Annotated in this window: 12 protein-coding genes and 1 pseudogene; 9 read left to right on the top strand and 4 right to left on the bottom strand. The window is 68.6% G+C overall.

The window, feature by feature from the left end; genetic code table 11:
• Nucleotides 1-18: 18 nt before the first annotated feature.
• The 3 genes from AC067Z_RS13680 to AC067Z_RS13670 form a co-directional block, all read right to left on the bottom strand.
• Nucleotides 19-156 carry a hypothetical protein gene (locus AC067Z_RS13680; protein WP_478789666.1) on the bottom strand — a complete coding sequence of 46 codons (138 nt, stop codon included), beginning with the start codon at nucleotides 154-156 and terminating at the stop codon, nucleotides 19-21.
• 63 nt (nucleotides 157-219) lie between these two features.
• Nucleotides 220-777 carry an SMI1/KNR4 family protein gene (locus AC067Z_RS13675; protein WP_478789665.1) on the bottom strand — a complete coding sequence of 186 codons (558 nt, stop codon included), beginning with the start codon at nucleotides 775-777 and terminating at the stop codon, nucleotides 220-222.
• Nucleotides 778-1,096: 319 nt separating this feature from the next.
• The gene (locus tag AC067Z_RS13670; protein ID WP_478789696.1) at nucleotides 1,097-1,915 is read right to left on the bottom strand and encodes a lipase family protein; all 819 of its coding nucleotides are present in this window, start codon (nucleotides 1,913-1,915) and stop codon (nucleotides 1,097-1,099) included.
• Nucleotides 1,916-2,509: 594 nt separating this feature from the next.
• Between AC067Z_RS13670 and AC067Z_RS13665 the strand changes: the two genes are divergently transcribed.
• The 7 genes and pseudogenes from AC067Z_RS13665 to AC067Z_RS13635 all read left to right on the top strand — a co-directional run.
• Nucleotides 2,510-3,115, top strand: a complete 606-nt coding sequence (locus AC067Z_RS13665; RefSeq protein WP_478789664.1) for a DUF5994 family protein — start codon at nucleotides 2,510-2,512, stop codon at nucleotides 3,113-3,115.
• A gap of 5 nt (nucleotides 3,116-3,120) precedes the next feature.
• A complete protein-coding gene (locus AC067Z_RS13660; protein WP_478789663.1) occupies nucleotides 3,121-3,408 on the top strand; it encodes a hypothetical protein in 288 nt (95 codons plus the stop codon).
• A gap of 580 nt (nucleotides 3,409-3,988) precedes the next feature.
• Nucleotides 3,989-4,402: an STAS domain-containing protein gene (locus tag AC067Z_RS13655; protein WP_478789662.1), complete on the top strand. Its 414-nt coding sequence runs from the start codon at nucleotides 3,989-3,991 to the stop codon at nucleotides 4,400-4,402.
• Between the two features lie 104 nt (nucleotides 4,403-4,506).
• Nucleotides 4,507-5,058, top strand: coding sequence for a hypothetical protein (locus tag AC067Z_RS13650; protein WP_478789661.1), 552 nt, complete (start codon nucleotides 4,507-4,509; stop codon nucleotides 5,056-5,058).
• A 448-nt stretch (nucleotides 5,059-5,506) separates the two neighbouring features.
• Entirely contained in the window at nucleotides 5,507-6,745 is a 1,239-nt protein-coding gene (locus AC067Z_RS13645) for a PP2C family protein-serine/threonine phosphatase (protein WP_478789660.1), read from the top strand.
• 272 nt (nucleotides 6,746-7,017) lie between these two features.
• Nucleotides 7,018-7,662, top strand: coding sequence for a chloramphenicol phosphotransferase CPT family protein (locus tag AC067Z_RS13640; RefSeq protein WP_478789659.1), 645 nt, complete (start codon nucleotides 7,018-7,020; stop codon nucleotides 7,660-7,662).
• 214 nt (nucleotides 7,663-7,876) lie between these two features.
• Nucleotides 7,877-8,902 (top strand): annotated as a pseudogene (locus tag AC067Z_RS13635) (MFS transporter); the annotation flags it as partial.
• Between the two features lie 80 nt (nucleotides 8,903-8,982).
• Here the strand turns inward: AC067Z_RS13635 and AC067Z_RS13630 are convergent.
• Nucleotides 8,983-10,053 carry a helix-turn-helix transcriptional regulator gene (locus tag AC067Z_RS13630; RefSeq protein ID WP_478789658.1) on the bottom strand — a complete coding sequence of 357 codons (1,071 nt, stop codon included), beginning with the start codon at nucleotides 10,051-10,053 and terminating at the stop codon, nucleotides 8,983-8,985.
• Nucleotides 10,054-10,266: 213 nt separating this feature from the next.
• Between AC067Z_RS13630 and AC067Z_RS13625 the strand changes: the two genes are divergently transcribed.
• Complete coding sequence (locus AC067Z_RS13625; RefSeq protein WP_478789657.1) at nucleotides 10,267-10,653, top strand: glycosyltransferase; 387 nt, start codon at nucleotides 10,267-10,269, stop codon at nucleotides 10,651-10,653.
• Nucleotides 10,654-11,245: 592 nt separating this feature from the next.
• Complete coding sequence (locus AC067Z_RS13620; RefSeq protein ID WP_478789656.1) at nucleotides 11,246-12,514, top strand: ATP-binding protein; 1,269 nt, start codon at nucleotides 11,246-11,248, stop codon at nucleotides 12,512-12,514.
• The last annotated feature ends 289 nt before the right edge of the window (nucleotides 12,515-12,803 follow it).

Genomic DNA, 12,803 nt, shown 5'->3' with positions numbered 1-12,803 from the left:
TGCCCCACGTCCGAACCCTCACCCCCGCCGGCGGGCGCCTGGAGGGTGGGCAACGGCGGCAGCGTCGGAGTCGGTGCCGTACCAGCCGCGACGGAACGAGGTGCCGATGTTGACGGCGCTGACGGTGGTGAGCGCCTTGATCCGGTAGCCGGTCACCGCCGCGTTGGCGCTGTGCGTTCGAGCGGTGGGCGCCGGCGCGTCTCGGGTGGCAGACGCAGCTCAGTCCCACCAGCTCTCGCCGGCCTGCCACCGCTGTACCCACTCCAGGAAGCCCCAGGGCTTGTCCGCAGGCACCGGGATCGCGCCGACGTCCGCCACCATCCACACATTGCCGCGCTGCGGCCCTTTCGTCACCAGGAGCCAGAACGACTGGCTGTCCTCCGCGCCGAGCACGATCGATCCTTGCGAGAAGACGGCGTCGATCCTGGAGTCATCGTCGTCGGCCGAGTCGTCGTCGGCCGAGTCGTCGTCTTCCCAGAGCCATGCCTCCTCCAGTGGAAAAGGTGCTCCTGGTTGTCTTGGCCCGCCCTCGGGCCAGGACGAGGGTATTCGGCCGAGCGGCTGCAGGCCGCCGTCCCCGGCAGGCCCGATGCTGCATCCGTTACTGATCTCGGCGATGAAGGACCGGTACGGCTCCGGGAGGTTCACCTCGTTCTCCTGCTCCCATACCGCGACCGCTTCATTGCCGAGTGCCGGCTCGCGCCACTCGCCGGGGAACGCGGAACGCAGGAGGTCGAGAGTGGCGTCGTCAGGGCGCTGATCAGGTGTCACGGTCACAGCGGCATGTTCGCAGGAGCGACTGACGCCACGGTGCCGGGGTGCCCACAGTGCTCAACTCGCCCATTGAGGATGTCGCACTCCCGGACCCCACGCCCGAGCACGGCGGGCACCTCGTGACGTATCCCGCCCTGCCCTGCGCCCAGTTCACAACGCCGCCCAGCAGTAGGGCAGCGAGCATCACGCAGGCGAGCACCGTCGCCGGCACGGAGTGGTGGTCAGGAGGACGGTCCGGCTGCTGATGCGCATCCCCGGTCGGACGGTCCGGCGACCGATGTACTGCGCGAGGTGGGACTCGCGCTCGCGGCGACGCGCGTCCCTACCGCAGGTTTCGTTCGAGGGCGGCGATGTATGTCTTCATCAGGTGGTCCCGGACGCCGTCCGAGGCGGGGGCGAGCAGGTCGGCGGTGAAGCCCTTCGCCCGGTCCAGCAGCCCTCCGACCAGAGGCATCCTGTCGCGGACGGTGCCGCTCGCGTCGATGTAGCGCAGGGCATTGACGTGGTGGAAGGCCGGCTCCGGGGGGAGTTGGGCAACGATGTCGTTGTTGTTGACGAAGCGGTACATGCGGTCGGCGAAGGCGGTGTCGTAGGCGCGGGCCAGCATCCGGTCGCAGGTGCGGGGTTGACCGAATGTGTAGACGCCGTCGGCGGTCGTGTTGGGTTCCTCGAAGTGCAGGCGGGCGGCGGCCAGCATGGCAAGCGCGCCGCCGAGGCTGTGCCCGGTGAACCACAGTGTCTGGTCGTTGTCGCGGAGATCGTCGAGGGCGCTGCGGACCTGGGGCCAGACAGCGTCGAGGGCCTCGCCGAAGCCGTAGTGCACGAAGCCCGTTCGGTTGGGGCCGGGGACCGGCGGCGTGGTGCCGTCCGACAGCCAGTCCCGCAGTTCCTCCGGCTGGGTTCCGCGGAACGCCGTGACGATCATCCGTGGGCTGGCCATGGTGTAGGCCTGTGTGTCCTCGAGCGGAAAGGGGGGACGGAAGGTGGTGTGGTGGTGGCGGATACGGTCGAAGCCCCATGACCGTGCAGTGGCTTCGATGGTGGGCTCGTCCTTGTAGGCCAGTTCGGCCGCACGGGCCATGCCCAGCGCGTGGCCGATGCTGTAGCCGGTGGAGGCGTGGTCGATGACGGCAGTCGTCATGACGAGGGTTCCCTTCAGTACGAGTGACTCCATGATCACCAAGCGTGACCATAGGCGACTCACGAGCGCAGGAGGTGGACCGACCTCTCACCCGTGTCGCCGATCCCCCCTTCTGCCGCGCGGCTTCACCGCAGCCCGTGACACCGACGGCCGCCTCGTCGAACGCGTTCCTCGACTGCGCGGCACGCATGAACTTCAGCGACGAGGACGGCGGACCGCGGGCCACCTGGCAGGACCCCGAGCCGGGATTGACCGCTGCGACTCAACGCCACTGCACCGAGCACGAGATCCATCACGTCGCCCGCAGAATCTGCGGCTCATCGGCATCGTTGCCTTGCGGCCGATGCGGTCTTCATCGCCGTGCATCGGTCCCGGTGCACCGGGACGCTTCCCCTCAGCCGACGGCGGCAGTGGACGGCTGAAACCCGTCGCATGCCGTTCAACTCGTAGCTCCCCAACGGTCCGTCGGGCTGTCGCCAGGAGTATCCTGGGACTTACCGAGAACACTTCGTACACCGGCTTCCAAGCTCGTGTCGTTCTCGGCGATTCACAAGTCCGGGCCGGCCATGACCGGCCCGGGGCAGGGTCGGCGTCATGACCGCGACCATTCTTTATTCGCCAGCGGCCGAGGACCGGCCCTCTTCCTCTGTCCTGCCGCTCCGCCTCACGCTGGCGCCGGCCGGCTCCGCCCCTGCGCTGATCGATGGCGCGTGGTGGCCCCGATCCCGCGATCTGGCGGCCGAGCTTCCTACGCTGACGGCCGTACTGGACCCGCTGTGGGGGCGGATCACACGCGTCACGGTGAACCCCACCTTCTGGCCGACCGTCCCCCGCAAGGTGCCCGTCGCCGGGCGTGTGGTGCACGTGGGCTGGTTCAAGGCCGAACAGGACCCCCACAAACTGCTCCTCCTCTCCTACACCACCGGCCGCTGGGACCTGCTCGTGATCCCACCTGAGACGAGCCCCGGCACAGCCGCCCACTTGATGGCCACAGCAATTGACCCGGCGCGGAGTCTCACTGCGAGCGGCCTGATCCAGGAGGCAGAGTTCTTCCGGATCGCGGCCGAGGCCGACTGGGACTCGACCCGGGAGAGAGTCTGGGATTCCGAAGGCGGCCATGACGACGCACGCCGCACGGCTCCTCGTAGTCCTGTCGGCGCAGCCACCGGCCACGCCCCCGTTCCGGCGGAAGGAATGTGAGGGGCGTGGAGTCCTTCGCAACGGTGATGGTGCTCCTCGCGATGATCGCCCTGGGCGTGCTCGCGATCCGCCTGTTCACCGCGCGCAACGACGATCCCACAGCGACCTTGCCCTCGGACCGTTCGCGGCCGCTGGGCAAGGGTTCGGGACGGGCCACCGATTCGGGACGGGCCACCGCAGCACGCACCGCGACGGGCAGGCTGTGGCACCGCCGGTCGCGGCATCGCGCCGAGGAGATCCCGCCGAACAACCGGTCAGGCAGCGGGGGTCCGCACGAGGGTGGGGCGTCATGACTGGCGCTCCACCGCTTCCTGCACGGCTCCTGGACGACACGAGCAATCAGCCAGTGGGTCCGGGTATCGCTGTGCTGAGGATGGGTTGCACCTCGGCAGAACAAGGCCTCACTGACTCCGGCGTCACCCCCGCCCGATGAGCGTCCGCCACACCGGCTGCATGGGCGCGCTGCGCAGCCGAGGCCCCCCGACCGCCACAAATCGCCGCGTTCCCGTGTCCCGCTGCAGACCGTCCACCGGCAGGGATCCCATCCCGGTATGCCGGTCAGCCACCCGGCCGGCAAACGGCCGCTTCTGCCCGTCTCTTTCCCCCGGGCCGCGGACTATGCTGCAGAGAGACGTCGACGGTCCCGATCCCGACGCGCACTGCTTTGGCACAGATGCCTGCGGGCTGCGGACTCCCGTCCGGCCACCCGGCGCATCCCCCGAGGAACCAGCTGGACCTCTGCCTGGAACACAGGCTGCTGGACCGGCCGTTCGCCTGCCTGCATGAGAGTACGACCGTCCACGGAACGCGCAGAAGCAGCCGGGAATCCGGTACCTCATGCGCGGCCCGGTCGGTCTCCTGAACCGAGGCGCTATGTCCCTTCCACAGCTGACCCTCTTCCGGCACGACAAGAACAGCCGAGCGTTGATCACCCTGACCGGTGAGATCGACCTGGCGACGGTGCACCTGGTCCGCCACTCGCTCGGGCAATGCCTGCACGACGGCATCCGCACCATCGACGTCGACCTCACCACTCTCACCTTCTGCGACGTGACCGGCCTCAACGCCTTCCTCGACGCGTCGCAGGAAACCGCCAGGGCCGGCGGTTCTCTGCGGTTGCACCACCCGCCCCCCGTGCTGGCGAGGCTCCTCGCCGTCACGGGCACCGGCACCCTGCTCCTCGGCCTCCCGGACGTCCTCCGCGAGCGGCCGCCGGTCCTGCCACATGTGTCCGGCTCGCAGCCCATGAACCGGAACGCTCCCGTCCTTCCGGCGGGTGTGCTGTGAGGGAACGGTCCCAGTCAGGGCGGCAGCAGAAACCCGATGCCCGCGAGCCGTACGCCATGGATGCGGTACGCCTACGTCGACTGAACCGCTGGCAGGCCGATGGCGTGAGGGAGGACCTGGCCGACCTGTACGTCGAGTCCTCCGACACGGCCGCCGGTGAGGAGTACCGCAACCGCCAGGACTTCCTGCGCCGTCTCACGGACGATGTGCGCAGGCCCGGGTTCGCCATGCTGATCGCGGAGGCGACGGCCCTTGCAGGATGCGCCTTCGGGTTCCCTCTGCAGCGGGACAGTTCCTGGTGGCGCGGCTTCGACGGCGCGTTGCCGCGGAACATCGAGCAACTCACCGCATCCGGGCACGTCTTCGCCATCACCGAAATCGTGCTCCACCCGCACGAGCAGGACCGTGACCTCGCCCGCCGCCTGCAAGAACGACTACTCGTCGACAGCCATGCGTCACTCGGCGCCACCCTGGTGCCTGCGGCCGACCGTGCAGCCCACGCCGCCTTCCGGTCCTGGGGCTGGCAAGACATCGGAGAAGTACACAGGCCACCCGGCCGGGCAGTGTTGCGGGCAATGGTTTTGCCCCTCGGAAAGCGAACAGCCTCCACCCCGGACGGCCTCGCGCACAATGCCCGGACGCAGCGGCCCGAATAGCCCGGCGGGAGCGGCTGGTGCGCAGCGGTCGGAGCGCACGGACGAACCGGTGGGACGGGGCCGCTCGGACTGTGCGATCGGGACCCGGGATCGGGGGCATCGGAACCGAAGGCCAGGGTCCTGACCGGGTGTGACATGCCGCCTTTGGAGTAATGGGTTCGATGGTCCGGTCGGCGGTGTCAGCCTGTGCGGGTCAATCGCGGTCGTGGCAGGAGCCCTCGGTGTACGGATCACGTGCGTGGACCCTCGAGCGGATCCTTCGGTGACCGCCGGAGGGACCGAGTGCGTGTCGGGGCGTACGTCGAGTCTCGGGGACACGGGGAGCCGGGTCACCGACCGAGGCGTTGACAGCGTCGACTCCTCCCGGCACACGACTCCCGCAGCCGAACCTGAGGCCGCCCGATGAGTTCCCGAACCGGCCCGGGACGAAGGGATGCAGGCAGCGACGATGGAAGGTGAGCGAAAGCCGAACAGGATCGGAGTGGACCGATCGGAGGGATTCGGTGAACGGTTGCTGGGCGTGCTGCTGGACCGGGCACACGAAATGCCGCCGCATCTGATCGCCCCGCTCGTCGCGGAAGAAGTCGCCAGGGTCGGTGGCCGGAACGTCTCCATTCTCCTGCAGGACTACGAACAACTGCTGCTGGTACCCCTGCCGGGCCGACGGCTGTCAGTCGGGGACCCCGAACCGATCGAGGGCTCCCCCGCCGGCGATGCGTTCCTGAACCGCAGGGCCGTAGAGGTGCCACAGGACGGCAGTGCGCGGATGTATCTGCCGCTGCTGGACGGCAGTGACCAGATCGGGGTCATGGTCGTCACCCTCGACAGCGTCGACGACGACGACCGGCGGCTGCTGCGCAGACTCGCAGGGCTGGTCGCCGACATGATCGTCACCAAGGACGCCTACACCGACCAGTTCTTCCTGGCGCGCCGCCGCGCCCCGATGAACGTGGCCGCCGAGATCCAGTGGTCGCTGCTGCCCCCGCTGTCGATGACCGTCCCGCAGGTCGAGGTGGCCGGAATCCTGGAGCCCGCCTATCAAGTGGCCGGCGACAGCTTCGACTACGCCCTCAACGACGAAATCCTGCACGCGGCCATGATCGACGCGATGGGCCACGGCCTGGACGCCGCGACCATGGCAACCGTGGCCATTGGCGCCTACCGCCACACCCGACGCGCCAACACCGATCTGTCCCAGGTGTATACGTTCATGGACCGGGCCATCAACGAACAGTTCGGGCCCGATCACTTCGTCACCGCCCAGATGATGCAACTCGACATCGCCACTGGCCATCTGCAATGGGTCAACGCCGGCCACCCGGCACCGCTGCTGATCCGCGACCGCGCCGTGGTGGACCGGCTGGAAAGCCCCACCACGCTGCCGGTCGGCTTCGGCGGCGAACAGCCGCAGGTCAGCGAGCGGATGCTGCAACCCGGCGACCAACTGCTGTGCTTCACCGACGGCCTGATCGAGGAACACCAAACCGGCGGGAATCAGTTCGGCGAGGAACAACTCATCGACTGCACGAACCGCATCGTCCGTGACCACACAGCAGTACGCGCGATCGTGCGCAGCCTGTCCCACACGCTGAAACAGGAACGCGACGGCATCACCAGCGACGATGCGACCATCTTCCTCATCGAGTGGCGCGGCGGCGACGCCGATCACCTCGCCACCTTCGACTGATCGCGGTCCGGGGTGGCCGCCCAGGAGGTTCAGGAGGCGCAGGCGGTCGTGGTAGACGGTGCTGATGGTCGGCCCACCACGTACGGAAGTCCTCGTCCTGGACGGACCGCTCACCGAGAAGCTGAGCCAGAACCCGAAATGACGGCATGGCGTCGGCACCGCTGCCGTGCAGGCGAGGACCGTTCGTTGTGCCCGCTGACCTGGGGCCAGTAGGTTTGTGCCGTCGAGGATCAAGCGGTCTGGAGTCTGCGCACGATGCGAGAGCACGCACGATGACGAGTCCAGCCTCTGGGGTCGGCGGGTTGGCCGGCTCACCGGAATCCGAGCAGGCAACCGGCGAGATCATCTTTTTGAACGGCACGTCGAGCTCGGGCAAGTCGAGCATTGCCAGGGAGCTTGTCGGAGTCCTTGATGAGCCGTGCTTTCACATGCCCGTGGACGCGTTCCATGCCATGCGATCAGGACCTGAGATGACACCGAACCAGCTCAGTGTCGTGCTCAAGCGCACCTGGATGGGGTTTCACCGCGCGGTGGCGGGCATGGCGGCGGCGGGCAACATCGTCGTCGTGGACCACGTCTTGAGCGAGCCGTGGCGCCTCCACGACTGCCTGGCTCTGTTTTCCCCTCGGGACGTCGTCCTCGTCGGAGTGCGTTGTCCTTTGCCGGAGCTGGAACGCCGGGAGAAGGCGCGTGGTGATCGTCCGGCAGGGCTGGCTGCCCGCCAGTTCGAACGCGTCCACGCCCACGGCATCTATGACATCGAGTGCGACACGGGCAGTTCGAGCCCGGCCGAGTGCGCTCGGGAGATCAAGGATTTCCTTCTCCGACGGACGATCCCCACGGCGTTCGAACGTATGAGGCCAGGGAGTCTCGCCCGACCCGCAGTTGGACGAGACCAAGCGCCTTTGTCGTCCTGACCAGTCGCTTGTGAGAGCCGTGAGCCGCCGCCCGGTGTCCCTGATGTGAGTCGGCTTACGGCCTGCTCTTCGGATCGTGCGCGTGTGGTGGCGAGCGCCTGTCCGCTCTGTCCGGGACCGTCGCTGTACGAGAACTGGACCGGGAGTCCGCCTGAGGGACGGGACATGCGCTTCGCTGACAGAAGGTGTCAGTGAACCTCCGGACACTCGTGCCATGATCCTCAGTCACCACCCCCGCCGGGACGAGCGGTTGCTCGTATCCGCTGCCTTTGCCACCGCCCTTGGGAACAATGTCCAGCTCATCGTCGGTGCACTGCTCATGATCAGGGAGCAGCAGACCATGATGGCCGTCGGCTGGCTCTTCATCGCCGTCGCCGGTCCGCAGGCGCTGCTGTCTCCCTTCTTCGGACGACTGGCCGACCGCTTCGACCGGCGGACCCTGTGGATCGGCTGCGATGCCACCAGTGCGGCGCTGGCCCTCGGGCTGCCGCTGTGGCTGGCCTGCGGTGGTGCCGCGGGGCACGGGATCTACGGCGCCAATCTGGGTCTGGCCGTCGTCAGCGCCCTGTTCTTTCCGGCCAGCTCCGCCCTGATCAAGGAACGGGTCCCGGCGGACCGGCTGCGGCGGTTCAACGCGCGCTACGAGATGGGGACCCAGGCGGGGATGCTGCTGTCGGCGACGGTCGGCGGGCTGTCCGTCCAGGCGTTCGGTGCCGTGCCGCTTCTGGTCCTCAACGGCGGGACCTTCATGGTCTCGGCGCTCTGCGTCGCCGCGATCGCCCGCCGCCCGGAACGGGCGGCGGATGCCACCACCGACGGGGAGCAGGCGCCCGTCCCGGCAGCGCCGCGCGGGCCGCTGCGTGTACGCCGCTTCATCCTGCTCTACGCCCAAGGCAGCGTGGTGGTCACGGTCTTCAACGCGCTGCTGCCCACCGCCGTCATTGGCGAACTCCACCTGGGTGCAGCAGCGTTCGGCGCCGTGGATGCCCTCGGCTGCCTCGGATTCCTGGCGGCCACCGCTGCCTACCGGATCGTCAGCAGGCGAAATCCGGACGTTCGCATCGCCGTCGTGGGCTTTCTGCTCTGCAATGTCGGCCTGGTGCTGCAGAGTCAGTTCGGGATCGTCGGCTACCTCGTCGGGGTGCCGCTTGGTGCGTTCTTCTTCGGGCAGGCCAGGATCGCCTCCCGCACCATGCTGATGTCCTCGGCCGACGATGCCTCGGTGGGCAGGGCGTTCGGGCTGGCGAACGGTGGCGGGCTGGCGGCCACGGTCGGGGTGATGGTCCTGGTCGCGACGGTCACCGACCACAGTGACACGCGCTACGGCTTCGCGGTCCTCGCCGCCCTTGCGCTGCTGGCGACCCTGTCAGCCGGACTACTGCTGAGGGCGCCGGCCTCCGCCCGTCCGTATGCATCCGCCGGGCGGTACCGGTCGAGCACGGCCGCCGCCGCCTCCGCAATCCCGCGGCGCAGCTCCTCGGGGGCGAGCACCTCGATGTCCGCGCCCAGCGACAGCAGCGTCGGCACCGCTTGGTCGACGGACTCGAGCGGTACCGTCGCCGTCACCCAGCCGGCGGCGTCCGGCGGCCCCGCCGAGGATTCGACGGCGCGGACGAGTGCCGCGTCCAGGCGGTCCGGCAACGCGGACAGCAGCGCCGGAGCGATCCGGACGGAGACCTGAAGCCGCAGTCTGCGGGCGTCGTAGGCGGTGAGGTAGTCCCGCCAATGGGCGGCCAGGTCGAAGCCGTCGGGGCGCTCGAAGCCGTCAGCCCCGACGTCCAAGCGGAGGATCGACGACACCCGGTAGGTCCTCACCGCGCCTTCCACCGCTGCGACGAGGTACCAGACGCCCGCCTTGAGGACCAGGCCGTAGGGGTCGAGTTCGCGCTCGACCTCCTGCGGTTCGGCCCAGCGGCGGTAGCGCACCTGTATCCGCCGCTGGTTCCACACGGCATCGGCAAGCACCGCGAGAGCGGACGGTGAGTCCTGCTCCCGGTACCAGCCAAGAGCGTCGAGGTGGAACCGCTCACGGATCCGGCCGACCCGGTCCCGCAGCGGGGCCGGCAGGGCCGCGGTCAGTTTCAGCTGCGCGGCCGCGAGCACCTCGCCCAGTCCCAGGTCGGCCGCCGCGTCCGGCAGCCCGGCGAGGAACAGCGACTCCGCCTCGTCGGCGTGCAGCCCGGTGAGCCGGGTCCGGTAGCCGCCCATCAGCTGGTATCCGCCGCCGTGCCCGGCATCCCCGTAGACCGGGATGCCCGCGCCGTTCAGCGAGTCGATGTCCCGATAGACGGTCCGGACCGAGACATCCAGCTCGTCGGCGAGCTCACCGGCCGTCAGCCTGCCGCGGTTCTGCAGCAGGAGGACGAGGGAGAGGAGCCGGGCCGCACGCATGTACCGATCATTCCAGGTCCGCGGGTCGGTTCCCTCGCTTCCGCACAGCGAAGTGACGTGCTGCTGCATTCGGAGTTCTGGACGTCAGCTCCGGTCGGGACGGCCCGCGGGTTTGCGGTTCGCCGCAGGAGGCTGTGCGTAGGATCCGGGAAATGATCGAAAACGGCGGACCGGTGGTCGCATTTCATACCGTGAACCACACGGGCAGCGGACATGTTTCTCGGCAGACGGCGCTGGCGCGGTATGTGCGGCAGCGGCACGCGGATTCTTCAAGTGCAGCGTGGCGGCATCGGTGTCCCCGATCTGCTGGGCTGCGCCGATGTGGTGCTGTGCCGGGGCGGCTACGGTTCGATGAACGAGACCGCAGCGAGCGGCGCTCGGGTACTGGCGTATCCGGCGGATCGCGGCATTGACGATCAGGGTGAGCGGGTCAGCCAGTTCACGGAGCGGGGCGTGTGCGAGATGATCGTGAGCCTTGACCCGGCAGCGCTGGGAGCGCAGATCGCCACAGCCATCGGTACTGACCGAAGGAAGACAACTGCGCTGCCTTCCGACGGGCTTGCACGCCTGGCAGACCGTATTGCTCAACTCGCCCACTGAGGAGGTCGGTCTCCCGGGCCCGAGGCAACTCCTGCACTGCGTAAGGCAGTCCATGATCGGGTTCCCGGAGATACGGAGATACGGACCAGTGCGGTCCGGGCTGTCGCTGCACCGAGAGCCCCGCGCCCGGCCTGGCACCGCGATGGCGTACGCGGAGTAGGACATCGAAGCCGCCCTACCGGAATCAGGCGAACGGCGAAATGCGGTTCCCGAGGTGACGAAATGGTCCGCACCCCTGAGTTCGCGGGGCGGCCACCACGGGAGCTGTCCCGTCTCATCGACCTCGCAAGCACGAAGCGTCGATTCCGATGAACCAGTCAGCCTTCGGTGACCTCGGTCAAGGTTCGACGAGATGGGACACGTGCTGCACGTTGTCATCCGACGCGGTCGACAAGCGCGCAGGGGGCGGGATCACGACCGACGATGCGATGCTCCGCCTGATCGGGTGGCGCGGCGCCACCGCCGATCGCGTGACTGCCTGTGAACCAGCACCAGCGGATCCCCACGTGCACGGCCGGGTGCCCGCGGTCCGGTCGTCGCCCCAGCGACGGCAGCTGATGATGGAGGTACGGTCAAGCGCGCGGAGCTGATCATGACGGGTTGGTTTATCAGGGACTACTCCCAGGACGATCTCGAGGCGGTGATTCGCGTCGATTCGGAGAGCGGCACCACCGGAGAGCCTCCGCTCTTCCAGCTCTCCGACGCGGTGACGGCTCTCCAAGCCGCTCATCCTGCCGTGGTGGCGGTGGCGGACGAGGTGGTGGTCGGGGCCGCGGTGAGCAGGGTGGAGGGCGACAGGGCGTGGATCCTGCGCATCTGCATGGCGCCCACCTGGCGGCACAGGGGGTTGGGCAGTGCCCTGATCACAGCCCTGGAGCACCGGCTCTTCGCCGAGGGCGTGCACACGGTGCACGCGGTCCTGCCCGAGGCGGAGACCGGTGCCGATGCTCTGCGGAACAGCGACTTCGACGCCCGATCGGGCCTGGTCTTCTTCGAAAAGCGCGGGCCGGTGACCCCCCAGGCGATCAGCATGCTGTCCTCCCTCGGAGCGGAGCTGCCACCCGGGGGGCTGTGGCAGAAAGTCGCGGGCATGCAACGGGAGAAACAGCTCATCGAGCGCCGCCTGGTCCTGCCGCTGGCCCATCCCGAATTGGCCGCCCAGCACGGAGTGGAACCGCCGCGCGCGGTGATGCTGTTCGGTCCGCCCGGAACAGGCAAGAGCACCTTCGCCCACGCGATCGCCAGCCGCCTGGGGTGGCCCTTTCTCGAACTGTTCCCCGCACGCCTCGCCGCCGAGTACGGGCTGGCGGCCGGGCTGAACCGACGCTTCGACGAGATCGCCCAGCTCGACCACGTTCTGGTCTTCATCGACGAGGTCGAGGAGGTCGCCGGCGCACGCAGCGGCGCGGACGCGACCGCGGTCGGCATCGTCAACGAGCTGCTCAAGGCGATCGTGCGGTTCCGAAGCCAGGACGGCCGGCTTCTCGTCTGCGCCACCAACAACGTGACCACGCTGGATTCGGCTTTCCTGCGGCACGGCCGCTTCGATTACGTACTGCCCATCGGCCCTCCCGACCACAGCGCCAGGACAGCCCTGTGGGAGAGCTACCTGTCACGATCGGGCGCGGAGGCCGACAGCGCGGCACTCGCATCCGCCAGTGAGGGGTTCACGCCCGCCGATATCGCCCACGTCGCCCGAACCGTCTCGCAGGGTCAGTTCGAGCGCACCTTCGACACCGGAACCCGAGCCCACCCCACCACCGACACCTACCTCGAAACCATCGGCAAGACGCAGCCCACGGTCAGCAGCGGCATGGCCCAGGAGTTCGCCGACCAGAGCGAGAGGTTCGCCCGTATCTAGCGTCCCGGTCTCGGAGCATCAGTCACATCCCGGGAGCGCGTGGCCCCGGCGGAAGAGGTCGTGCCGTGTCGGTGCCGGCCGCGTGCTGCGTGCTCCCGTGCCGTCCGACTCGGGCAAGACGGTCCACCGGTCTTCGCTTCCAGCCGCCGCGAAGCGTTCTTCGCGGGAGCGGCACGACGCCGCGTGACTCGGGTACGCGCGGCGGGTCCCCTCGGCCACGCCTACCTGTCCGGCGGATCTTGTGGTTTCGAGTGATCGGTTCGTTGCAGTTCACTCGCTGGGCCGCACT

The organism is Streptomyces sp. NPDC043812 (assembly GCF_056436245.1).
The sequence above is the reverse complement of the archived record's forward strand: the minus strand, read 5'-3'. Positions and strand labels throughout refer to the sequence as shown.

Excerpts from the sequence above, each read along its gene's own strand:
- AC067Z_RS13670 (WP_478789696.1), bottom strand. The coding sequence starts at position 1,915 with ATGACGACTGCCGTCATCGACCACGCCTCCACCGGCTACAGCATCGGC.
- AC067Z_RS13665 (WP_478789664.1), top strand. The coding sequence starts at position 2,510 with ATGACCGCGACCATTCTTTATTCGCCAGCGGCCGAGGACCGGCCCTCT.
- AC067Z_RS13655 (WP_478789662.1), top strand. The coding sequence starts at position 3,989 with ATGTCCCTTCCACAGCTGACCCTCTTCCGGCACGACAAGAACAGCCGA.
- AC067Z_RS13645 (WP_478789660.1), top strand. The coding sequence starts at position 5,507 with ATGGAAGGTGAGCGAAAGCCGAACAGGATCGGAGTGGACCGATCGGAG.
- AC067Z_RS13640 (WP_478789659.1), top strand. The coding sequence starts at position 7,018 with ATGACGAGTCCAGCCTCTGGGGTCGGCGGGTTGGCCGGCTCACCGGAA.
- AC067Z_RS13630 (WP_478789658.1), bottom strand. The coding sequence starts at position 10,053 with ATGCGTGCGGCCCGGCTCCTCTCCCTCGTCCTCCTGCTGCAGAACCGC.
- AC067Z_RS13625 (WP_478789657.1), top strand. The coding sequence starts at position 10,267 with ATGTTTCTCGGCAGACGGCGCTGGCGCGGTATGTGCGGCAGCGGCACG.
- AC067Z_RS13620 (WP_478789656.1), top strand. The coding sequence starts at position 11,246 with ATGACGGGTTGGTTTATCAGGGACTACTCCCAGGACGATCTCGAGGCG.